Origin of the sequence: Nesterenkonia sp. AN1 (genome assembly GCF_000582475.1) — a bacterium.
Taxonomy (GTDB): domain Bacteria; phylum Actinomycetota; class Actinomycetes; order Actinomycetales; family Micrococcaceae; genus Nesterenkonia; species Nesterenkonia aurantiaca.
On record NZ_JEMO01000009.1, the window covers coordinates 50,281 to 73,554 of the forward strand.

Here is a 23,274-nt window from a genome sequence, read left to right on the forward strand (position 1 = left end):
AGACCATGCAGCAGTTCACCGAAGACACGCTGGCCGCGGCGCGCGCCGAGACCCGCGGCACCAGTCCGGGCCCGGGACGGATCATCTTCGCCGGCACCCCGGAGATCGCCGCCACCGCACTGCGGACGCTGCTGCGCTCCGGAGCCGAAGTGGCCGCAGTGCTCACCCGACCCGACGCGCCGGTGGGACGACGGCGCAAGCTGACCCCCTCCCCGGTGGCGCAGGTCGCCGAGGAGGCCGGCATCCCGGTGATCAAGGCCGACCGGGTCGACGCCGAGGTCACCGCCGAGCTCACCGCTCTGGAAGCCACACTCGGCGTCGTCGTCGCCTATGGCGCACTTCTGCCGACACCCGCACTTGAAGCCCCCGCCCGCGGCTGGGTGAACCTGCACTACTCGCGGCTGCCGCTGCACCGCGGCGCCGCACCGGTGCCACACACGATGCTCGCCGGACAGACCGAGACCGCCGCCACGGTGTTCCAGCTCGAGCGCGGGATGGACACCGGACCGATCCACGGCACCTGCAGCCACCAGATCGCCGAGGCCAGCTCAGCCGGCACGGTCCTGGAGGAGCTCACAGCGCTGGGTGCATCCCTGCTCATGGTGCTGCTGCCGGACCTGCTCGCCGGTCGCTCCACCCCGCAGGAGCAGGTCGGGGACCCCAGCTACGCGCCCAAGCTCACCTCCGAGGACGCCTTCATCGATCCCCGCCGTCCGGCCGCGGAACTGGTCCACCGGATCAACGCGACCATCCCGGAGCCCGGCGCCTGGACGCTGAGCGGGGACCAGCGGATCAAGCTCGGCGTCGCCCGGCTCTACCGTCCCGAGCCGTCGTCCGGTGCAGCCCCGGACCAGCTCCAGGCCACCGATCCAGCCGTCCTCGAGACGCGCGTCGAGGTCGGGCAGGTGTGCCAGCTCGACCCCGAGCATCCCGGTGCCGGGACGCTGATCGGGTTCCGCGCCGGCGACGGTGCCGATGTGGTGCTCACCAGCGTGCAGCCGTCCGGCAAACAGATGCTCAACGCCGCCGACTGGTACCGCGGCCTGCAGGAGACGGTGCTCCTGGGCGGCCCGGAACAGGAACGACCTGAGCAGGTCCTTCCCGACGGGACCCTTCCCGACGGGACCCATCCCGAACCGACCGAGGCCACCGCGCCCGCCACCGCGCCCGCCGCCGCGACCGGGCAGGCCCCCAGCACCCCGAGCACTCCCCCGACCCCCATGGAAGAGCGCACCCGATGAGCCCCAGCGCCCGAGACGCCAGCCAGCCGCCCAGCCGCCGCAACGAGAAGGGCCGGGAACGCAACCGGGGCGGAAAGGGCGCCGCGGGCCCGGGCCAGACGGGTCAGGGGAAGTCGGGCAGAAATGCGCCGACACGCGGCTTCAGCGCCGCAGCTCCGGCGCAGCGCAAACGTCGCGCCGACCCGGCACGGCTCACCGCGTTCACCGTGCTGCGCGCGGTCAGCCGCGACGACGCCTACGCCAACCTGACCCTGCCTGCCGAGATCAGCCGGAAACGGCTGGACAAGCGCGACGCCGGCTTCGCCACCGAGCTCACGTATGGCACCCTGCGCGGCACCGGCACCTATGACGCCATCCTCTCCGCCTGCGTGGACCGTCCGCTGAGCGAGCTCGACGCCCCGGTCCTCGACGCGCTGCGCCTGGGAGCTCACCAGCTGCTGAACATGCGGGTGGAGACCCACGCCGCGGTGGACGAGACCGTGGCCCTGGTGCGCGCCGAGATCGGGGCCGGGCCCAGCGGACTGGTCAATGCCGTGCTGCGCAAGGTCAGCGCCAAGACCCTGGCGGAGTGGACCGAGCAGCTCGCCCACGATCGGAAGCTCAGCGCGGACGACGCGCTCGCGCTGACCCATGCCCACCCGGCCTGGGTGGTGCGCGCGCTGCGCCAGTCGCTGCGCCTGCATGGCCGCGGCGACGAGCTGGAGGCGCTGCTGCGCGCAGACAATGCCGCCCCCGAGGTCCATCTGGTGGAGCTTCCCGGGACCAGCCCGGTCGAGGGTGCCCGGCTGCGCAGCGCCCAGGAGGCCGGCGCCGTGGCCTCCAGCGCGCTGGCCGGGGCGGCGATCTTCCGCGGCGGCGACATCGCCCGACTGCCCGGCATCCGCGAGGGTCAGCTGCGGGTCCAGGACATCGGCTCCCAGTGGGTCACCCGGGCCCTGGCCGCCGCGGAGCTCCCCGATCAGGGTGAGGCCGCAGAGCGCTGGCTCGACCTGTGTGCGGGCCCGGGCGGCAAAGCCGCGCTGCTGGCCGCGCTGGCCGCCCAGCGCGGTGCCACGGTGCTCGCCAACGAGCCTGCCGCGCACCGTGCCAAGCTGGTGACCCAGGCGTTGGACGCGGTGGAGCACCAGGCCTGGACCGTGCGCACCGGCGATGGCCGCACCATCGCCGAGGAGCCGGCCGGCACCGACTTCCAGCGGATCCTGGTCGACGCCCCATGCACCGGCCTCGGCGCGCTGCGGCGCCGGCCCGAGGCCCGTTGGCGGCGCACCCCCGGAGACCTCTCCGGTCTCACCGCACTCCAGCAGGAGCTTCTCGACGCCGCCGTCGGGGCGCTGGCCCCAGGAGGGCTGCTGGCCTATGTCACCTGCTCCCCACACATGGCCGAGACCGTGATCCAGGTCGATGACCTGCTGCGCCGCCACCCAGAGCTGGAACTGCGTGACGCGCACGAACCGATGCGCGCCGCCGCCCGGGACGCGGGCGTGGAGCTGCTGCGCGAGGCGACGGGAAGTGCCGGCAGCGAGACCGCCGCGCGCTGCGTACAGCTCTGGCCGCATGTCCACGGCACCGATGCGATGTTCTTCGCCCTGCTCCAGCGCCCGGTGGGCGCGAAGCATGAGTCAGCCTCGGCCGAGTCCGACGCCGTCGCGGAACACCCCGCGGGTAGGATCGGCCTGTGATCAGCCCGCGCATCCACCCCAGCATCCTCAACGCCGACTTCGCGAACCTTGCCAGCGAACTGTCCCGGATCGACTCCGCTGATGCGGTCCACGTGGATGTCATGGACAACCATTTCGTGCCGAACCTGACCATCGGTCTGCCGGTGGTGAAATCGCTGCGCGCCGCTACCGGGCTGCCCATGGACATCCACCTGATGATCGAGGACCCCGACACCTGGGCGCCGCAGTACGCCGAGCTCGGCTGCGAGTCGGTGACCTTCCACGCCGAGGCGGCGCAGGCACCGATCCGGCTCGCTCGCGAGCTGCGCTCCCAAGGCACCCGTTCGGCGATGGCACTGAAGCGGCCACCGGGATCGAACCGTATCTGGACATGCTCGGGGAGCTCGACATGCTGCTGCTGATGACTGTGGAGCCCGGTTTCGGCGGCCAGAGCTTCCTGGACCTGATCCTGCCGAAGATCCGGCGCGCCCGCCAGGCCGTGGATGACCTGGGTGGGACCGTGGCGCTGCAGGTCGACGGCGGCATCAGCACCGAGACGATCCAGCGGGCCGCGGAGGCGGGTGCGGACACCTTCGTCGCCGGTTCAGCGGTCTACTCCGCCGAGGATGCCGCCGCCGCGATCGCGCAGCTGCGCCGACTCGCCAGCTGACCCGGCCGGTCACGGCCCACGAGCTCAGCGGCCGATGATTCCTCGGAGATCGCGCCGTGAGTGGATCTCCAGCTTCGTCATCGCATTGGCGACGTGGTATTCGACCGTGCGCACCGAGAGCACCAGCTGCCCCGCGATCTCACGGTTCGTCATGCCTTCAGAGACCAACAGCGAGACCTGCCGCTCGCGTCGGGAGAGACCGCGCAGCGCCTGTTCGGCGCGCAGGCTCAGCGCCGACTCCGAGGGCGCCACCGGATCTGTGGGGGCCCGGGCGACTCGCCGAGCCTCGGCGCGCCGTGGCCTGACCGGGGGTGTTGCGCCGGTCGCTCCCCCGCCCGAGGCGGCCGTGGCAGGCCACGTCGCGGGCGCCGCTGACCCTGCGATGTCGGACCTGGCGCCGGCAGGATCTTTCGCCGGTGGCTCCTCAGACCCGGCGGGCCCGAAGGCGACCGCGGCTGTTCCTGGGCCACCGGCTGCGGGAGCGCCGAAGCTGCGCGGCGGCTTGTCGAGGAGCCGCGGGCGCAGTGCCTCCATCAGCTGATTGGCCCGTTCCAGCTGCGCCTCCGCGCCGCAGGACTGCAGCACCGAGGCCGCCCACACGGCCAGTTCAAGGGCCGTGGCCCGATGCCGGGTCAGCTCCTGCGGGTAGGCCGTGACCAGGGTCGCGATGTCGATGCTGAGCATGGCCCGGAAGATCCTAAAACCGCCGCCCTCCCCCGGAGGCTGCGTGGGTCGGATGGCCTCCGCAGCGTCATAGCCGCGCAGAACCTCCAAGAAGCTGTTCATCGCCTCCACCGGGGCGCCGGCACCCCAGCGTACAAAGGCCCGCAGGAACGGGGTGGTCAGATGGTGCTGAAAGTCCGCGACGCCGGACTCACCCTCGGCGCTGCGCAGCAGGGCGGGCAGCATCGCGGACCACCCGCTCGCGTGCAGTGCCCGGGCGAGCATGCTCACCGCCTGGGGCTCCATCGCCCACCATGCGGTGCCGTCGTTGCGCATGCTCAACAGGTTCCGTGCCACTCCGCGGAAGTCGCCCTGCGAGGCCGCCAGGGAGGCCTCCACCCAGTCGATGGTGCCGGTGGCCAGCGGCCCCTTCGCGAAGTGGCTCTCGTGCAGCACGTTCAGCCGCTGACGGACCTTCTGAATCTCCCCGCGCGCGGCGGGGACCACGGCCGAGACGGCGCAGGCCACATGGGAGACGGCATTCTCGCCGCGCGCCAGGCCCTCCCCGGCGGCGCGGTCGGCCATCTGCTGCGCCTCCTCCCAGTACGCCGAGCTGAACAGCAGCAGCGCCAGCTGGGATCGGGCATACATCACGTAGCTGCTGGTGCCGTCCTGCGCGGCGGCGACGCTGAGGTCCCGATACGCGCGGTCCATCTGTCCGACCTGCCGGTGCAGACCGCCGCGCACCGCGTGCATCGCCCCTTCGAACCGCTCGACGCCGGCTCGGCCGCGCAGCTGCCCCAACGCCGCCGAGACGTGGTCGATCATGGCGACGGCATCTCCGGGGTCCTCCGCCGAGAGCTCCATCCAGAGCTGGTTCAGCGCCTCCAGGCCCTGCAGCTGACCGAGGTCCCAGACGTCCCCGACCAGTTCCAGGCCATCCGCTCGGCTCAGGATCTCGCCGAGCGTCGCGGAGACCCGTGTCGCCAGCGCAGCGACCCGGCGGCGGCGCGAGACCGCATAGAGCCGGGCATTGACCTCGATGACGGCCTCGGCGTAGACGGGCAGTCCCCGGTCCGGAGACGCGGTGACCGACTCCAGCTCCTGAAGCGCGGCGTCGACATCCGAATGTTCCAACATGATCAGCGCCAGGATCCCGGAGCGGCCGGTCGACTCGGGCATTGCGCGCATCGCGGGTTCCAGCGCAAGCAGGGCGGAGACCCGGTTGGTCCGCACGGCCAGTCCGGCGAGCAGGCCCAGAGACTCCACGTCCTCGAGGGCCATCGAGACGGCGGCCATGACGTGGTCGAAGGCCTCATGGAAGTCCTGACGCCTGGCGGCCTGACGTGCGTAGCCGTGCAGCGCCGCGATCACCTCCTCCCGGCCCCCCAGCGACGGGTCCCGTCGCAGAGCCTCGGCCAGATGGCGCACCGACTCCTCCCCCTCCAGCACTCCCGCCAGCGCCAGCAGCAGCTGGGCCTGCTCGACCTCCGTGGTGCCGCTGAGTACGGCTCGGCTCAGCGAACGGCGCGGCACCGCGTAGCGGCCCGTGAGCTCCTCCCAGCTGAGCAGCGCAGTGCCCAGCAGTGCGGCGGGGTCCACGGCGGCCCCAAGCGCTGATTCGAGCTGGGGACGGCTCAGCGCGGTATCGGCTGCGGCCAGCAGCGCGACGGCGCGGCGGTCGTGCTCGTTGAGCCCGCTCATCTGGGTCATCACGTCTCGGTGCATCCCGCTGTAGTCCGAGGACCGCACGGTGGCGGCCAGCGCCTGATCGATGCTGCGGGTGCCGGCGGGGACCCGCCGGAGCCAGCGCCCCACCTGTTCCACCAGGCCTGGGTAGCCGTCGGTCTCACGCAGCACCTGGGCCGCCACGGAGGTGGCGATCGGCAGCTCGGCGTAGGCCTCGAGCAGCTCACCGACCTCTCGCAGCGGCAGCGGCTGCAGGCCGATGTAGGTCCCGCGCGGGCTGGCCTGCGCGAGCCGGATCAGCCTCTGCACCTCGGGTCGCACCGAACCCTGGGTGCTCAGCACCACCAGCACCGGGCCGTTCTGTAAGATGCTCAGCCCGTGCCAGAGCGCCTCGGCGGAGACCTCGTCGACCAGGTGAAGATTCTTCACGCTCATCAGGTAGGGCCGCTGCAAGTTCTGCGCGGCGTCGAAGCCGCTGGACAGGAGGTCCTCCAGCTCGGTGGGCCCGGTGAACCCCGTGCCCAGGAGGTGCCGGATCCCGGACCTCGCGCGGCGGCTGAACGATTCATCCAACAGGATCGTGCGTTCGTTCCACTCCGAGTAGGGCTCCATCGCCTGGTGCACCAGGCGGGTCTTCCCGGAACCGGTGAAGCCCTCGATGACCACGAACTGCGCCTTGCCCATCTGCGCGCGATCAGCCGCCCGGCGGATCAGCTCGATCTCCTCGCGTCTTCCCACGAAAGGATCACTGGGGTGCACCGTGAGCTCCTTAGCTGATGGACCAGATTCTCGGAACTCTCCCGGCCCGTATGTTCTACTGGGTTTCTCAGGTCAGACTACGTGGTTTTGGGACATCTGCGCGGTACGGTCTCGCAGGGAGCGTGTAATGGGAGTGCCTCCTCGGAGGCGCAGGTGGTCCGGAGAGAAAGTTCAGGGGGTTCTCTCCGGACCATCAGTGCGTCCGGGGGTCGTTGCCTGAGCTCCCCCCTGAGGGGAGCCCGTCCGTCTCGGCCGTGCGTCTTGCACCGCACGGCCGGGGCTGAGCCGGCGCGGGCAGAACCAGCGCGGAACGGCCCCGGCACGACGCAGGACCGGCGCGGGCAGAACCAGCCCTACAGACGAAAAGACCGGTGGCGCTCTCAACCTTCCCCAGAAGAGAGCACCACCGGTACAGCCATGAGTCTAGCGGAATCCGAATCTGGGCTGCACCACGGTTGCACCTGAACTTGAAGGTCCGTGGAGCTCCTCCCGGCGCAGCTCCGCGATCGCGTTCTCGAAGTCCTGCAGCGAGTCGAACCCGCGATACACCGAGGCGAAGCGCATATAGGCGACCACATCCAGGCGACGCAGCGGCCCGAGGATGGCAAGCCCGACGTCGTTGGCGTCGACCTCGGCATTGCCGGCTGCGCGGATGTTCTCCTCCACCTCCTGGGCCAGAACGGCGAGGTCGTCGTTGGAGACCGGCCTTCCCTGACAGGCCTTGCGGACCCCGTTGATCACCTTGGACCGGTCGAAGGGCTCAGCGGCGCCGGAGCGTTTGATCACGTTCAGACTCGTGGTCTCCATCGTGGTGAACCGCTTGGAGCACTGTGGACACTGCCGACGTCGGCGAATCCCGGAGCCGTCGTCGAGCATGCGGGAGTCGACGACCCGCGAGGAGTCATGGCGGCAATAGGGGCAGTACATACTCCAAGTCTACCCACCACATATAGTGTGCTTCAAATCTCGAACCACAAGATGTTGTGACTCCCGGGCCTTCGGTGTGGGGTGTGGAGCAGGTGCGACTCGCGGCTCAGAGCTCCAGGCAGCCGGGACCGAGCAACACCTTGAGATCCCCGAAGAGCGCCGGCGAGGGGCTGACCTGGTACTCGTGGCCCAGCCGCAGGAGCTCGATCTTGTCCCCGGAGAGCAGCCGCACATGCACGTCGGAGTTCCCCCGATGCGCCCGCAGGGCCCGTCCCAGCTCCAGCACCAGGTGTTCCGAGGCCCGCTGGGCGGAGACCGAGACCACCACGGGTCCGGCGTTGCCGTCCTCGTTGATCTCCGGGACGGTCACGTCCATGGCCTTGAGCGTGACGCTGCCGTCCTCGCGCCGATCGATCTGGCCCTTCACCGAGACCACCAGGTCCTCGGCCAGGATCATCGAGACCGCCTGATAGGTCTTGCCGAAGAACATCACCTCGATGGTGCCGGCCATGTCTTCGATCTCGGCCCGCGCGTAGGGGTTCCCGGAGGACTTCGCGACTCGGCGCTGCAGCGAGGTGATCATCCCGGCGATGGTGATCCCGGCGCCGTCGGCCGGGCCGTCCTCGCCCATCACCGAGGAGATCGAGCGATCCGCGTGGTGGGCCAGGACCCGCTCCAGACCTTGGAGCGGGTGGTCGGAGACGTAGAGGCCGAGCATCTCGCGCTCGAAGGAGAGCTTGTCCATCTTCTCCCACTCCGGCAGGTCCGGGACGCTGACCGAGAGCGAGTCCCCGAGCTCCATGTCCGCGCTGCCGAAGAGGTCGGTCTCGTAGGCCTGAGAGCCCTTCTTCTCCGAGATCGCCTGGTCGATGGCCTGCTCATGGATCGTCACCAGCGCCCGCCGGGTGTGCCCGAGCTCGTCGAACCCGCCGGCCTTGATCAGCGATTCGATGGTGCGCTTATTGCAGACCTGCATCGGGACCTTCTTGAGGAAGTCCGCGAAGGTCTCATAGCGGCCCTTCTCCTCTCGAGCCGAGACCATGCCGGCGACCACGTTGGAGCCCACGTTGCGCACCGCGCCCATGCCGAAGCGGATGGTCTCGTCTCCGACCGGGGTGAAGGTCAGCGCGGACTCGTTGATGCTCGGGGAGGTCACCGTGACCCCCATGCGGCGGCACTCGGAGAGGTAGAGCGCGAGCTTGTCCCGGTTCTCTCCCACCGAGGTGAGCAGGGCGGCCAGGTATTCGGCCTGATAGTTCGCCTTGAGGTAGGCGGTCCAATACGCGATCAGCCCGTAGGCGGCGGTATGCGCCTTGTTGAAGGCGTAGTCGGAGAACGGCAGCAGGACATCCCACAGCGCCTTGATCGCCGCGGCGGAGTAGCCGTGAGCCTCCATGCCACCGGAGAAGTTCACGTACTGCTTGTCCAGTTCGGACTTCTTCTTCTTGCCCATGGCGCGGCGGAGGATGTCGGCCTGGCCCAGGGAGTAGCCGGCGACCTTCTGCGCGATGGCCATGACCTGCTCCTGGTAGACGATCAGCCCGTGGGTGGTGCCCAGGATCTCGAGCAGCGGCTCCTCGAGCTCCGGGTGGATCGGGCTGACCTCCTGATGCCCGTTCTTGCGCAGCGCATAGTTGGTGTGCGAGTTCGCGCCCATCGGACCGGGCCGGTAGAGCGCCAGGGCGGCGGAGATGTCTTCGAAGTTGTCCGGGCGCATCAGCCGCAGCAGCGAGCGCATGCCGCCGCCGTCGAGCTGGAAGACGCCCAGGGTGTCTCCACGGGCCAGCAGGTCATAGGCCGCCCGGTCGGTGAGCTCGAGGTTCTCCAGGTCGATCTCGATGCCCTTGTTCAGCGCGATGTTCTCCAGGCAGTCGGAGATGATCGTGAGGTTGCGCAGACCCAGGAAGTCCATCTTGATCAGGCCGAGGTTCTCGCAGATCGGGTAGTCGAACTGCGTGATGATCGCGCCATCCTGCTCGCGCTTCATGATCGGGATGATGTCGATCAGCGGGTCGCTGGACATGATCACGCCCGCCGCGTGCACGCCCCACTGCCGCTTGAGCCCCTCCAGGCCGGAGGCCAGGTTGAAGATCTCGGTCATCCGCGGGTCCGCGTCGACATATTCGCGCATCTCGGCGGCCTCGGAGTACCGGGCCGATTTGGGGTCATAGATGTCACCCAGCGGCATCGGCTTGCCCATGGCGTCGGGGGGCATCTTCTTGCTCAGCTGGTCACCGGTGGCGAACGGCTCGCCCATGACGCGGGCGGAGTCCTTCAGCGCCTGCTTGGACTTGATCGTGCCGTAGGTGACGATCATGGCCACTCGCTCGTCGCCGTACTTGTTGACCACGTACTGGATGACCTCGGAGCGTCGCCGATCATCGAAGTCGACGTCGAAGTCGGGCATGGAGACGCGGTCGGGGTTCAGGAAGCGCTCGAAGATCAGCCCGTGCTGGAGCGGGTTGAGGTCGGTGATGCGCATCGCGAACGCGACCATCGAGCCGGGGCCGGAGCCGCGGCCCGGGCCCACTCGGATCCCCTGTTCCTTGGCCCAGGTGATGAAGTCCGCCACGACCAGGAAGTACCCCGGGAAGCCCATCTGGGTGATGACGCCGATCTCGTACTCGGCCTGCTTGCGGACCTCGTCCGGGATGCCGTTGGGGAACCGGTAGTGCAGCCCCTTCTCGACCTCCTGGATGAACCAGGACTCCTCGGACTCGCCCTCGGGCACCGGGAACCGGGGCATATAGGAGGCGGATTCGTTGAACTCGACCTGGCAGCGTTCGGCGATGGCCAGGGTGTTGTCGCAGGCGTCGGGGAAGTCGCGGAACAGGTCGCGCATCTCCGCGGCGGACTTGAGGTAGAACTCCTCGGAGCCGAACTTGAATCGGTTGGGGTCATCGAGGGTGGAGTTGGACTGCACGCACAGCAGCGCCCCGTGGGCCTTGTGGTCGTGCTGGTGGGTGTAGTGCAGGTCGTTGGTGGCGACCATCGGCATGTTCAGCTCGCGGGCGAGCTTGATCAGGTCCTGCTTCACCTTGCGCTCGATGTCGAGGCCGTGGTCCATCAGCTCGCAGTAGAAGTTCTCCTTCCCGAAGAGGTCCTGGTACTCCCCTGCCGCCTTCTTGGCCTCCTCGTACTGGCCCAGGTGCAGCCGGGTCTGGATCTCACCGGAAGGGCAGCCGGTGGTGGCGATGATGCCCTTGCCGTAGGTCTGCAGCAGCTCCCGGTCCATGCGCGGCTTGTAGAAGTAGCCCTCCAGGGAGGCCAGCGAGCCCATCCGGAACAGGTTGTGCATCCCGGTGGTGTTCTCCGCCCACATGGTCATATGCGTGTAGGCACCGCCGCCGGAGACGTCCTTCTCGCCAATGACCCCGTCGCCCCACTTCACCCGGGTGCGGTCGGAGCGGTGCGTGCCGGGCGAGAGGTAGGCCTCGAGCCCGATGATCGGCTTCACGTCGTAGTTCTGGGCGGTCTTCCAAAACTCGTAGGCGCCGAAGAGGAACCCGTGGTCGGTGGTGGCCACGGCGGGCATGCCCAGCTTCTGGGTCTGCTCGAAGAGCTCGCCGATCTTCGCGGCGCCGTCGAGCATCGAGTACTCGGTGTGGTTGTGCAGGTGGACGAAATCACCGGTGGTTGCCATGCTCAGCCGTTCTCCAGGATCTCGAGGGCCTGGGCCAGATCCGCGGGGTAGTCGGTGCGGTAGCTCACCCAGTCGCCGCTGCCGGGATGGTGGAAGCCCAGCTCCACCGCGTGCAGCCACTGTCGGGTCAGGCCGAGGTCGGCGGCCAGCTGCGGGTCGGCGCCATAGGTGAGATCTCCGGCGCAGGGGTGACCCAGTGCGGAGAAGTGGACTCGGATCTGGTGGGTTCGTCCGGTCTCCAGCGTGACGTCCATCAGACTGGCCCGCCCATAGGCCTGCTTCAGCCGGTAATGGGTGCGCGAGTCCCGGCCGCCGTCGAGCACCGCGAAGCGCCAGTCATGTCCGGGGTGCCGGCCGATCGGGGCGTCGATGGTGCCGTCCACCGGATCGGGCAACCCCTGGATCAGGGCGTGATAGCTCTTATGCGTGGTGCGCTCACGGAACGCGTCCTTGAGCACCGAGTAGGCATGTTCTGTCTTGGCCACCACCATCACTCCGGAGGTGCCCACGTCGAGGCGGTGCACGATCCCGCGGCGCTCCTGGGCCCCGGAGGTGGAGATCTCCACCCCGGCCGCAAGCAGTCCCCCGATCACGGTGGGTCCGGTCCAGCCGGGAGAGGGATGCGCGGCGACGCCCACCGGCTTGTCCACCACCACGATCTCGGTGTCCTGGTGCAGCAGGGTCAGGTCTTCCACGGCTTCGATCCTCACCTCAAGGGGGTCCAGCTTCTCGGGCACGACGACGGCGAGCTCGGTCCCGGCGGCAAGCCGGTCAGACTTCTTCACCTTCCGTCCGGCGGAGCGGCCCTGGGTGCGGTCCTGCGCCCAGGTGACCAGCCCGTCCTTGAGCCACTGGACGCTCTCCACGCGGGAGACCTCGAAGAGGGTGGCCAGCACGGCGTCGGCCCGCCCGCCGTCGAGCTCGCTGGGCACCGCGATGTGATGAGGGCTCATACTTCGGTCTCCGCAGCGTCGGTGGTGGAGGTGGCAGATCGCTTCGGGGCGGGCTGCTCGGCGTCGGGCTTCTCGTTGCCGGGCTGCTCGGCGTCAGGCTGCTCGGCGTCGTGCTCCCGGGTGCCGTCGAGGTTGAGTCCGAAGATCATCATGGTGCAGATGGCGATGATCGAGCACACGATGAAGGAGTCCGCGATGTTGAAGATCGCGAAGTTCGGCACGGCGATGAAGTCCACCACGTGGCCCTGTCCGAAGCTGTTGAAGCCCTCCTCGGTCAGCGACGGGGCACGGAAGATCCTGTCGGTGAGGTTCCCGGCGACACCGCCGGCGAGGCCGCCCAGTCCCAGGGTCCAGAGCCAGGAGCCCCCGAGCTCACGGCTCTTGAACGCCACATAGCCGAGCACCCCGATCATGATCAGGGTGAAGACCCAGGTGTAGTCCGTGCCCATCGAGAACGCGGCGCCGGGGTTCAGGTGGTATCGCCAGTAGAGCACCGGCGGAAGCACCTCGGTCTGCTCCCCCAGGGTCATGGTGGATTCGACCCAGATCTTCGTCAACTGATCAGCGGCCCAGGCGAACACCGCCAGGGCCGCTGCCACGATGAGCGCAGTTCGGCGGGACGGGGTTCGCATGGACCGCTGAGGGTCTGCTGGGAGCTGTTTCGACACCGTTGGATTCTACAGGCCAGGTGTCATCCCGACGCCTCGGCGTCGGCCAGCGGGATCAGCTGACGGTGGCTTCCTTCTCGATCGAGCCGCGGCTGTTGAGCTCGCCGAGCTGACCTTCGATGTAGTCCCGGAGCCGGGCCCGGTAGTCCCGCTCGAAGCTGGTCAGCTCGCCGACCTTGGACTCCAGGTCGGCCTTCTTGTGCTCCAGCGCGTTCAGCGTGCGGGTGGAGGTCAGCTCCGCCTCTTCGATCATGTTCTCGGACCGGGTCTCGGCCTCGGTGACGATCTCGTTGCGGCGACGCTCGGCCTCGGCCAGGAGCTGGGCGTGGGTGGCCTCTGCGGTGCTGACCAGCTCGTCGCGGCGGGTCTCCCCCTCCAGGACGTAGGCGTTGCGGGTGCCTTCACCCTCAGAGATGTAGGCGTCCCGGGTCTGCTCGCCCTCGGCGATGTACTCGGTGCGCTTGGCCTCGCCCTCGGCGATGTAGGCCGCGCGAGTCTGCTCACCCTCGGAGACGTACTGGTCATGCAGCTTCTGCGCCATCGCGAGCACACCGGTGGCCGAGGTGGCCTGGTCGCTTGCAGCAGCGCCTTCGGCGGCGGGACGCTCCTGGGCAGGACGGGTGCCCAACGCGTACTCGGGATGAGCGGTGACCGAGGCGTCGGAGCCGAACTCGTGGTCCTCCGAGGTCGGGGCCAGCGAGCCGGTCATCGTCGAGGTGGTCCCGGCGTAGCCGGAGAGGCCCGCATCCTTGAGCTCATCGGGCTCCAGGTTCGCGGGGTTCTCCTCAAGCTGCTCCTCGAGGGCCGCGACCTTGGCGGTCAGGTCCTCGTTCTCCTGGGCCAGGCGCCGCCATTCGACGACCACCTCGTCAAGGAAGTCATCGACCTCGTCCTTGTCGTAACCGGGACGGAACTTGGTCTCGGGGAATTCCTTGTTCAGGAGATCATCGGGGGTCAGGGCCATGCGGTGTCACCTCATCGAGTGGCTGGGAAAGCTCAGAAGCTGGTCTTCGGATCAACGTCCAGGATACCCGTGGCGATTCGCTGCCCTCGACTTCAACCTTCAAGTGCTGGTTTTACGCAGCCAGAGGGCAGACGAGGGTCCCCCCAGCGGCGCAGTGCTGGGCCCTCGGGCACCATGGGTCAGGCGAATCCGCGCAGGACCATCTTGGCGATCACCACGACCAGGAACACCAGCAGGAAGCCCATGTCCAGGGACACGCCGCCCAGGTTCAGCGGCGGGACCTTGCGTTGGATCCACCGGATCGGCGGGTCGGTGATGGTGTAGACCCCGACGGCGATCATGAGCGGCAGGCCCTTGGGACGCCAGCTCCGGGCGTACTGCTGGGTCAGGTCGAAGACGATGCGGACCACCAGGGCGAACTGGTAGACGGTCAGCAGCAGGTACAGGGGTGCGGTTAAGAGATCCACAGCTGCAAAGCGTACTTGGTTCAGCTCTGGTTGAAGAACTGGGCCGAGGACGGGGTCTCCGCCGCGGCGCGCTCTTCAGCCAGCACCTCGATGTTCTTCGGGGTCAGCAGGAACACCTTGTTGGTGACCCGCTCGATGGAACCACCCATGCCGAAGACCAGCCCGGCGGAGAAGTCCACCAGTCGCTTGGCCTCAGCCTCGCCCATGTCGGTAACGTTCATGATCACCGGGATGTTGTCTCGGAAGGACTCGCCGATGACCTTAGCGTCGTTGTAGGAGCGCGGGTGCACGGTGGTGATTTTTCGCATCGGTGAACTTTCATCCCGGGATGAGGGAGCTCGCTTGATCGGGGTGACCGGAGCACGATAGTCCGGGGCCACTGCCAAGTTGGAGCTGTTGTACTGGCCTGTGTGTGAGGAGTCCTCGGCGTGATCGATCCCGAGGGAGACGACCTCGCTGCTGCGAGCGGAGGAGGTGGCGCTGGTGGGCGCCGGAGTCTCGCGGACCGAACCGGTCATCGAGGAGCTGCGGCTCACCGAGCTGGGCTCGGAGATCGAGCCCTGGGTGTTGCGGGTCGTGGCGGAGGGCTCCTTGGAGAAGCTGTCCTCGCTGTAGTCGTCTCCGTCGGCGAGGCCGAGGTAGATCATGGTCTTCTTGAAGGCACCGGCCATGAGGGTTCTCCTGGGGAAGTTTGAATTGTCACTGCGCTGTCTCGAGACTATCGCTCAAGCGGACGCTCACCCAGGACATCTCGACCGACTCGCAGGTGTGTCGCACCGTGGGCCACGGCTTCCTCCAGGTCACCGCTCATTCCGGCGGAGATCATCCGGGCCTGGGGGTGGGCGAGACGCAGCTGCGCGGAGAGTTCCGCGAGTCGGCGGAAGGCCGGGGCGGGGGGCTCCTGGAGCGGAGCCACAGCCATGAGGCCGCCGAGCTGGAGCCCGGGGGCCTCCGCGATGCGCTTCGCCAGCTCGGGGATCTGCGCGGGGTCGGCCCCTCCCCTGCCGTCGGTGGGCACCGGGTCACGCAGATCCACCTGGATCAGACAGGTCAGCGGCAGCCCGTCCCCGGCCGGCGCGGCCTTGGCCAGCGCCTTGAGCAGGGACGCCCGGTCCACGGAGTGCAGGTGATCGGCGTAGTCGATGACGGAGCGGGCCTTATTGGACTGCAGCTGGCCGATGAAGTGCCAGTGCAGCCCGTCCTGGGCAGGAGCCGAGGCCTGGCCTGTGGCCGCCACAGTGTCCCCTGCGACAGAGTTCCCGGCGGTGGAGCTCCCGGCGGTGGATGTGCCGGCCTCGCCACGAAGCAGCTGCTCGACCTCCGCAGCCTTGGCGGCAGCTCCTGGTCCCGGTTCTCCCCCACGTCACGCACGCCGAGCCGATACAGCCTGAGCACGTCGGCGGCGGGAAAGAATTTGGTGACCACGATCAGCTCAGGTCGGTCCTGGCGTCCGACGGCGGCCATGGCCCGGTCGATCCGGGCGTGGACCGCGGCGAGGTTCGCGGCGAGCTCCTGGCTGCGCGAGTCCCGGGCGGCTGGCTCTGGGCCGGCTGATTCTGGGCCGGCTGGTTCTGGACTGGCTGATTCTGGGCTGGTCTGCACAGGGACAGCCTATCGAGCCGCAGGCTCGGTCGGGAGCTCGGCCGGGGGCGCCGCTGCGGAGGCACTCTGAGGCATCCAGATCACCCCGGCGAAGCGTCCTCGATCAGGGTCTCGGCGGTGGGAGAACAATGAGTCGTCCTCGATGGTGCAGCCAGCGAGCTCCTCGACGGTGACTCCCCGCTGGGCGAGCACGGCCTGGGCCTCGGCGCGCAGGTTCAGCGCGCTGGTGCCCCAGCTCGTGGTCGAGGCGATGGCGGGCCGGCCCGGCGAGATCTCGGCGACCATCTGGTCCGGAATCTCGTAGCAGGACCCACAGGCGCCGGGACCGATCCAGGCGGTGATCCGTGCGGCTCCGCGGTCCTGCATCGCGGCCACGGTGTTCTCCAGGATCCCCGCCAGCAGCCCTGGGCGCCCGGCGTGGGCGGCCGCCGTCACCGGGACCCGATGCTGGGGGTCCCCGGCGGCGCGCTGCCCGTAGAAGAGCACCGGCAGGCAGTCGGCGACCATGATGGCCAGCGGCACCGACCCATCGGCGCAGACCCAGGCGTCCCCGGTGGGCTCCGCCCTCGAGTCGAGTCCGGCCTGCTCGGCGGACTGCCCAGGATCGTGCTGGGCGGCATTCTCGGCGTCGAGCACCTCGGCCGAGTGAACCTGGTTCAGGAAGCGCAGGGATCCCTCCGGCACGCCCATGGCGGCCTCGAGACGTCCACGATCCTGGAGCACCTGAGACTGGGGGCCCGCATGGCCCGCCAGATTGCCGGCGTCCACTGAGGTGAAGCCCAGCTCTACGCAGTCCCCGGCCCGGCCCCGCCACCAGAACGGTGACGGGGACCCGGCCGTGCCGGCCCCCATGCTGGTGGGGGCCGAGGTCACTTCAGGAAGTCAGGCACATCGAGGTCGTCGTTGCGGCCTCCGGTGTAGTCCGACTCGACGATGTCCGGGATGTCCTGCTGCTCCTCATTCTCGTGACGGCGCCGCGACGGAGCGAACCGCTGCTGCGGCGCCGTGTCCTGGGATCCGGCGTTGCGTGCCGCGCCTGCGCCCATCGGAATCGTGCCGGGCACGGTCCCTGGCACCGGCGGAGCGGTGCGTGCGGCCGGGGATGCGGATCCGACGCTGCGCGCGGGCGCCTGGTTCTGCAGCGGCTGCGCGGGCCGGGAGGTGGCGTCGACCTGGTCGAAGCCGGCGGCGATCACGGTGACCCGTGCCTCATCACCGAGGGCGTCGTCGATGACGGCGCCGAAGATGATGTTGGCCTCCGGGTGGGCGACCTCCTGGACCAGCCGAGCGGCCTCGTTGATCTCGAAGAGTCCGAGATCCGAGCCACCCTGGATGGACAGGAGCACGCCGTGCGCGCCGTCGATGGAGGCTTCCAGCAGCGGCGAGGCGATGGCCAGCTCGGCGGCCTTGACCGCCCGGTCCTCGCCGTTGGCCGAACCGATGCCCATCAGGGCCGAACCGGCACCCTGCATGACCGACTTCACGTCGGCGAAGTCGAGGTTGATCAGGCCCGGTGTGGTGATCAGGTCGGTGATGCCCTGCACGCCGGAGAGCAGCACCTGGTCCGCGGAGCGGAAGGCGTCCAGGACCGAGACGTTCTTGTCCGAGATCGAGAGCAGCCGGTCGTTGGGGATCACGATGAGCGTGTCGACCTCGTCGCGGAGCTGTTCGATGCCCTCTTCGGCCGAGCCGGCGCGCCGGCGGCCTTCGAAGGTGAACGGGCGGGTGACCACGCCGATGGTCAGCGCGCCGAGCGATCGAGCGATCCGGGCGACCACGGGGGCGCCGCCGGTTCCGGTGCCGCCGCCTTCGCCTGCGGTCACGAACACCATGTCCGCGCCGCGGATGACCTCTTCGATCTCCTCGGAGTGGTCCTCGGCGGCCTGGCGGCCGACCTCGGGGTTGGCGCCGGCGCCCAGTCCACGGGTCAGCTCACGGCCGACGTCGAGCTTGACGTCGGCGTCGCTCATCAGCAGCGCCTGGGCGTCGGTGTTGATGGCGATGAATTCCACGCCACGGAGACCGACGTCGATCATGCGGTTGACGGCGTTGACGCCGCCGCCACCGATGCCGACGACCTTGATCACGGCCAGGTAGTTGTTCGGTGATGCCACGTTGTGTGTCCCTTGCTCGTCTCTGGTCTCAAATGCACGGAGACCCCCGTCGCTTCCGAAGCCGCAGCGCGACTCCTCACTGTCTTCACCCGTCTCGGGCCACCTGATCGTGCCGATGTCATTCGCGGGTACATCGGTTCGATCATGGGCGGCAGCCCGTGACGTCGCAGCGGCTCTTCAGCGGACGGGAGCCTCCATACCTGAGACATTCTTCTGTTGCCTGCGAACCAACAGCAAGGTTCAAGCTTTACTTGAACCTGAGAGGATCCTCAAGAGGCGTCCCCTATCTGATGTTCTTTTCGGTCATAAGCCTACGCGCCACAGAGGCTTACCGCGTCACCGGCGCGCTCGGAGTCGAGATGTCGAGCACCTCGACGCCGTCGAACTCCTCCGCCGGGGAGCCCAGGATCGCCTCCAGGACCGCGGCCTTCTCGTCTCCGCGCTCATCATTGCCCCAGACCACGGTGCGCCCGTCCTGCAGCTCGAGCTGCACCGAGTCTCTGGACTCCGCCGTGGCTGAGTCCAAGGACTCGCGGGCGCCTCGGGCAGCTGGCCCAGGACCGAGACGATGGTCTTGAAGACCGATTCATTCTCCAGTGCGGCCTCCGCAGAGATCACCGGAGTGGCGTAGCCCTGCGCATCCTCGCGCTGGTCCTCGTCGAAGGTCCTGATCAGCTCGCCCTCCTGGCTGTAGAAGAGGATCTCCTCCTCCACGTGGACCTCGGCCACCGGGGGATGCTCGATCACCAGGATGTCCAGACCCTCGGGCAGCCGGGCGGCGACGATCACCTCATCCACCGCGCGTTCCTCCTCGAGCAGCCCCTCCACGTCACGCTGGCTGATCTGGGCCAGGGGTGTGCCGTGCAGCGGAGCCAGCAGCTCCTGGGCGCGCTGATCGGTGAGCAGATCGTTGTCCTGCAGCGCGATGGCGCGCACCACCAGCAGCGGGGAGAAATAGAGCGTGGCCACCACGCCGAGCAGGACCGCCAGCGCGATCAGCGCGGTGAGGATCCGACGACGACGGCGACGTCTGCCCGTGACCGCGGCCGGCTCCGGAAAGTCCAGCAGCGACTCCTCCGCAGACCCGTCGGACTCCGCTTCCGAAAGCGTGGCGCCGTCTGTGGCGTCGCCTGTGTCGCCGTTTGTTGCGCGGTCGCTGGCGCGGCGGGGATGCCGCAGCCTCATCGGCGGGCCGTGAGCGCGTCGAGGATGTCTGCACCCAGGGCGGTGACGTCACCGGCCCCGAGGGTCATGATCAGGTCCCCAGGACGGGCGGCAGAGGCCACCTCTGCCACGGCCTCGGCGGTGCCGCGCACCGGGTGTCCCAGCAGGGCGGCGGTGACGCCCTCGATGGGCTCCTCTCGGGCCGGGTAGATCTCCAGGACCGCCACCGTGTCGGCGGCGGTCAGTGCGGTGCCGAAGTCCGCGGCGAAGGCCGCGGTGCGGCTGAACAGATGCGGCTGGAAGATCACGTGGACCCGACCCTGATCGCCGCCCAGCGAGGCACGGGCAGCCTGGAGCACCGCCGCAACCTCAGTGGGGTGGTGGGCGTAGTCGTCATAGACGCGCACCCCAGAGACCTCGCCGCGCAGCTCGAAGCGGCGGGAGGTGCCCTGGAAGTGCGAGATCGCCTCGACGCTGGTGGCCAGCGAGAGACCGGCCTGACGGCCCACAGCGATGGCGGCCAGCGCGTTGAGCTGGTTGTGCACCCCGGGCACGGCGAGCCGCAGCCGGGCCTCCTCAGCGCCTTCACGCACCGTCCCGCCCTCGCGGGTGATGCTGCTCAGCTGCAGGTCCGCGTCCTCCCCGGTGCCGTAGCTGGTGATGCTGACCCCGCGGGAGGCCAGCGGCTCGGCGACCTTCGCCAGCAGCGCACGGGCTCCGGCGTCGTCGGTGCAGATGATCAGCGCCCCGCCGTCGGTGATGCGTTCGGTGAAGTCCACGAAGACCTGTTCCACCGCTTCGGCGGTGCCGTAATGATCCAGATGGTCGGCTTCGACGTTGGTGACCACCCCGACCTCGGGAGCGTAGTTCAGCAGCGAGCCGTCGGACTCATCGGCTTCGGCGATGAACCACTCCCCGGTGCCGGTGGCGGCGTTGACGCCGAGTCCGGCGACATTGGCGCCCACGGCGAAGGTCGGCGAGAGCCCGGCCTGTTCCAGCAGCACCGTCGCCATGGACGAGGTGGTGGTCTTGCCGTGGGTGCCCGCCACCGCGACCGCCCGGCGGGTGCGCATCAGCGCGGCCAGGCCCTGTGAGCGGTGCAGCACCGGCAGTCCGCGGCGCACGGCCTCGTCATACTCGGGGTTTCCCTCGGCGGCGATGGAGGAGGCGATCACCGCGGTGATCGGGTGACCGAGCTGCGCCTCGGCGGCGGCCAGGTTCTGTGCCCGGTAGCCCACGTGCACGGCGGCTCCGCCGCGGCGGAACTCTTCGAGCACCGGAAGCTCCTTGGCGTCGGTCCCGGAGATCGGCACGCCGTCGGCGGCCATCAGTCGCGCCACGGCGGAGACGCCGACGCCGGCGAGCCCGAGGAAGTGGACATGCCCGAGCCCGGCGTCGGAAGCCGGCGCAGCGCTGGCAGGAGCATCGGTGACATCAGGGGTCCCGGTGGTGGCGTGGTTCATGGCGGGAACGCTCACTTCTCGGTCTCGGAGGTGCTGATCGGGTGACCGGCGGCGGCGAGGGTGGCGCGGGCCATCCGGTCGTCGGCGTCGGTGATCCCGCGGGCGGCGGACTGCTGCTCCATGGTGGCCAGCAGCCCCGGGTCCTCGAGCAGCGGCACGATGTTGCGCCGGATCCAGGACCGGTTGAAGTGCTCATCCTTGACCAGCAGCGCGCCACCGGCGGCGACCAGCTCCCGGGCGTTGAGCTCCTGCTCGCCGTTGCCCACCGGCAGCGGGACGAAGATGGCGGGCAGTCCCACGGCGGCGATCTCGCTGACCGTGGCCGCTCCGGCGCGGGCGATGATCAGGTCCGCTGCGGCATAGGCGAGCTCCATGCCGTCGAGGTATTCCCGCTGGTGGTAGCCGGGGTGTTCCAGCAGTCCGCCGTGCTCACCGGTGAGCGCCTTGTCCCGGCCGGTCAGGTGCAGCACCTGGGCTCCGGTGCCGAGCAGCTCGGTCAGCGCCGCCTTGATCGAGAGGTTCAGCGAGAGCGCCCCGGAGGACCCGCCGGTGACGACCAGGGTGACCTTCTCCGGGTCCAGGCCCAAGGTCTCGAGGGCCGGTCCTCGCTGCTTCGCTCGGTCGAGCTGAGAGATCTCGCGGGACATCGGCATGCCCACCCATTCCGAGCCCTTCAACGGGGTGTTCTCGAAGGCGACGCCGGTGAAGGCGGCGAATCGGTGTCCCAGCTTGTTCGCCAGGCCGGGCCGCGCGTTTGCCTCATGGATGACCACGGGGATGCCCAGCCGCCGGGCCGCGACGAACACCGGGGTGCACACGTATCCGCCGACCCCCATCACGACGTCGGCCTGCTCGGCGCGCAGGATCCCGGCGGCATCGCGCACGGCCTGCCCGAACCGGGAGGGAAAGCGCAGCATGTTGCGGGAGGGTCGGCGCGGCATGGGGACCTTCTCGATGGTCTCCAACCGGTAGCCGGCCTCGGGCACCAGCCGGGTCTCGAGTCCTGCGGCGGTGCCGATCACGGTCTGGCGGACCTCGGGGGCGAGCCGGTCGAGGGCGCGGGCGACGGCCAGCATCGGGCTGACGTGGCCGGCGGTGCCGCCGCCTGCGAGAACAATGGAGAGCTCATTCATGGGTTTTCCTTCGGCAGCCATCAGACGGATATCGGTTTGCGGTGGGCGGTCGCGGCGGCCTTCGAGGGCGCGGTTCGCCCGCGGCGGGAGGGACCCTGCTGGCGCTGGCGCCGGGCGAAGTTCAGCACCACCCCGACGGCGATCAGGGTCACGGTCAGCGCCGAGCCGCCGTAGGAGATGAACGGCAGCGGCACGCCCACCACCGGGAGCAGCCCGGTGACCATCCCGATGTTGATGAAGGCCTGACCGTTGATCCAGGCGATGACCCCGAGGCAGACCAGCCGGGTGAACTGATCCTCGGTGTTGTAGGCCACGCGGAACATGCCCACGGCGAGCACCGCGAAGAGGCCCAGCACGGTGAAGGTGCCCAGCAGGCCCAGCTCCTCGCCGATGATGGTGAAGATGAAGTCGTTGTGGACCTCGGGGATGTAGTCCCATTTCTGCCGCGACTGCCCCAGGCCGACGCCCCAGAAGCCGCCCGAGGCCAGGGCGTAGTAGCCCTGCTGCATCTGGTGGCAGGGGTCGGTGGGGTGGTCGCAGTTGACCCCGAGCCAGGCCCAGACGCGCATCATGCGGTAGGGGGTCACCAGCATCAGCAGTGCGACCATCACCGCGGCGAGGCTGGCGGCGATCACGAAGTAGCGCATGGCGACCCCGGCGGCGAAGAGCAGCGTGCCGACGATCAGGATGATGATCAGGCTGGTGCCCAGATCACCGCCGGCCAGCACCAGGACGAGCACGGAGAGCGCGCCGGGGGCCACGAACGGGGTGACCCAGTGCACGAACTGAGAGAGCAGCCTGCCCTTCTTGGCCAGCACGGCCGCGCCCCACATCACCAGGCCCAGCTTGGCGACCTCAGAGGGCTGTCCCTGGACCGGTCCGATCCGGAGCCAGTTCGTGGAACCGCCGCCGGTATAGCCCAGCGGGGTGAACGCCACCAGGGCGAGCAGGACCGCTGAAAGCAGCATCAGGAACCAGCCGACGGCGCGCAGCCATCGGGTGGGCAGGATCATCATGACGAACATGCCGGCGAGCCCGATGGCGGCCCAGGTGGCCTGCCGGGAGACTGTGGTGAAGGCTCCCCCGGTGGGGTCCACCGAGGTCGAGGACAGCACGAAGGTCAGCCCGATGACCGAGAGCGCGAGCGTGGAGCCGAGCACCAGCCAGAAGGTGGTGTAGGGGTTCCCGATCTCCAGGAAGCTCCAGAAGCGCTGGACCCGGTTCTGCCGGGAGCTGGTCCGCTCCGCCTTCCAGCGCCGACCTGCGGCGCCGTCGGAGTCCTCGGCCTCCCGGGGCTCAGACTCCCGGGGCTGTGCCTCGCGGGCCTCCGGCTCCCGGGCCGGACGATCCTGGGAGGCACGATCCTGGGAGGCGCGCCGCTGGGCGGGCCGCTCCTGTGCGGGGTCGGTCGGATCCTCCACGGCACGCAGCTGAGACCTGCGCTGTTCGGGGGAGGCTGGGACTCGAGGTCTCCGCTTGTCCATCAAGTCCTCCTC

16 protein-coding genes and 2 pseudogenes are annotated in these 23,274 nt (G+C 69.1%); 3 read left to right on the forward strand and 15 right to left on the reverse strand.

Annotated features, from left to right (window positions below; translation table 11 throughout):
- Positions 1–5: 5 nt before the first annotated feature.
- From BG28_RS06165 to rpe, 3 genes and pseudogenes are all read left to right on the forward strand, one after another.
- Positions 6–1,241 carry a methionyl-tRNA formyltransferase gene (locus tag BG28_RS06165; RefSeq protein WP_051501077.1) on the forward strand — a complete coding sequence of 412 codons (1,236 nt, stop codon included), beginning with the start codon at positions 6–8 and terminating at the stop codon, positions 1,239–1,241.
- Positions 1,238–2,920 carry an RsmB/NOP family class I SAM-dependent RNA methyltransferase gene (locus BG28_RS06170; RefSeq protein ID WP_084479507.1) on the forward strand — a complete coding sequence of 561 codons (1,683 nt, stop codon included), beginning with the start codon at positions 1,238–1,240 and terminating at the stop codon, positions 2,918–2,920. Before BG28_RS06165 ends, BG28_RS06170 begins: the two co-directional genes overlap by 4 nt.
- Positions 2,917–3,569: pseudogene (gene rpe / locus BG28_RS06175) on the forward strand (ribulose-phosphate 3-epimerase). The gene BG28_RS06170 and the pseudogene rpe overlap by 4 nt, the downstream one beginning before the upstream one ends.
- A 24-nt stretch (positions 3,570–3,593) precedes the next feature.
- On the opposite strand, the gene BG28_RS06180 reads toward rpe, so the two are convergent.
- The 15 genes and pseudogenes from BG28_RS06180 to ftsW form a co-directional block, all read right to left on the reverse strand.
- Positions 3,594–6,659, reverse strand: coding sequence for a helix-turn-helix transcriptional regulator (locus tag BG28_RS06180; protein WP_036474920.1), 3,066 nt, complete (start codon positions 6,657–6,659; stop codon positions 3,594–3,596).
- A gap of 444 nt (positions 6,660–7,103) precedes the next feature.
- Complete coding sequence (nrdR, locus tag BG28_RS06185; protein WP_036474922.1) at positions 7,104–7,607, reverse strand: transcriptional regulator NrdR; 504 nt, start codon at positions 7,605–7,607, stop codon at positions 7,104–7,106.
- 106 nt (positions 7,608–7,713) lie between these two features.
- Entirely contained in the window at positions 7,714–11,250 is a 3,537-nt protein-coding gene (gene dnaE / locus BG28_RS06190; protein WP_036474924.1) for a DNA polymerase III subunit alpha, read from the reverse strand.
- 2 nt (positions 11,251–11,252) lie between these two features.
- The gene (locus tag BG28_RS06195) at positions 11,253–12,203 is read right to left on the reverse strand and encodes an RluA family pseudouridine synthase (protein ID WP_036474926.1); all 951 of its coding nucleotides are present in this window, start codon (positions 12,201–12,203) and stop codon (positions 11,253–11,255) included.
- Positions 12,200–12,871 (reverse strand): signal peptidase II, encoded by a 672-nt coding sequence (locus tag BG28_RS06200; RefSeq protein ID WP_235180999.1) that lies wholly within the window; start codon positions 12,869–12,871, stop codon positions 12,200–12,202. The genes BG28_RS06195 and BG28_RS06200 overlap by 4 nt, the downstream gene beginning before the upstream one ends.
- A gap of 55 nt (positions 12,872–12,926) precedes the next feature.
- A complete protein-coding gene (locus tag BG28_RS14315) occupies positions 12,927–13,835 on the reverse strand; it encodes a DivIVA domain-containing protein (protein ID WP_051501078.1) in 909 nt (302 codons plus the stop codon).
- Between the two features lie 179 nt (positions 13,836–14,014).
- A complete protein-coding gene (locus tag BG28_RS06210) occupies positions 14,015–14,302 on the reverse strand; it encodes a YggT family protein (protein WP_036474928.1) in 288 nt (95 codons plus the stop codon).
- Between the two features lie 20 nt (positions 14,303–14,322).
- The gene (locus tag BG28_RS06215; RefSeq protein ID WP_036474930.1) at positions 14,323–14,973 is read right to left on the reverse strand and encodes a cell division protein SepF; all 651 of its coding nucleotides are present in this window, start codon (positions 14,971–14,973) and stop codon (positions 14,323–14,325) included.
- Positions 14,974–15,020: 47 nt separating this feature from the next.
- Positions 15,021–15,778: pseudogene (locus BG28_RS06220) on the reverse strand (YggS family pyridoxal phosphate enzyme).
- Positions 15,779–15,913: 135 nt separating this feature from the next.
- Positions 15,914–16,777: a polyphenol oxidase family protein gene (locus BG28_RS06225; protein ID WP_051501079.1), complete on the reverse strand. Its 864-nt coding sequence runs from the start codon at positions 16,775–16,777 to the stop codon at positions 15,914–15,916.
- Positions 16,774–18,018 carry a cell division protein FtsZ gene (ftsZ, locus tag BG28_RS06230; RefSeq protein WP_036474931.1) on the reverse strand — a complete coding sequence of 415 codons (1,245 nt, stop codon included), beginning with the start codon at positions 18,016–18,018 and terminating at the stop codon, positions 16,774–16,776. Before ftsZ ends, BG28_RS06225 begins: the two co-directional genes overlap by 4 nt.
- Positions 18,019–18,354: 336 nt before the next feature.
- Entirely contained in the window at positions 18,355–19,203 is an 849-nt protein-coding gene (locus tag BG28_RS16175; RefSeq protein WP_036474933.1) for a cell division protein FtsQ/DivIB, read from the reverse strand.
- The gene (gene murC, locus BG28_RS06240) at positions 19,200–20,645 is read right to left on the reverse strand and encodes a UDP-N-acetylmuramate--L-alanine ligase (RefSeq protein WP_036474936.1); all 1,446 of its coding nucleotides are present in this window, start codon (positions 20,643–20,645) and stop codon (positions 19,200–19,202) included. The genes BG28_RS16175 and murC overlap by 4 nt, the downstream gene beginning before the upstream one ends.
- Positions 20,646–20,656: 11 nt before the next feature.
- The gene (gene murG / locus BG28_RS06245; RefSeq protein WP_235181000.1) at positions 20,657–21,778 is read right to left on the reverse strand and encodes an undecaprenyldiphospho-muramoylpentapeptide beta-N-acetylglucosaminyltransferase; all 1,122 of its coding nucleotides are present in this window, start codon (positions 21,776–21,778) and stop codon (positions 20,657–20,659) included.
- A gap of 20 nt (positions 21,779–21,798) precedes the next feature.
- A complete protein-coding gene (gene ftsW, locus BG28_RS06250; RefSeq protein WP_084479509.1) occupies positions 21,799–23,262 on the reverse strand; it encodes a putative lipid II flippase FtsW in 1,464 nt (487 codons plus the stop codon).
- Between the last annotated feature and the right edge of the window lie 12 nt (positions 23,263–23,274).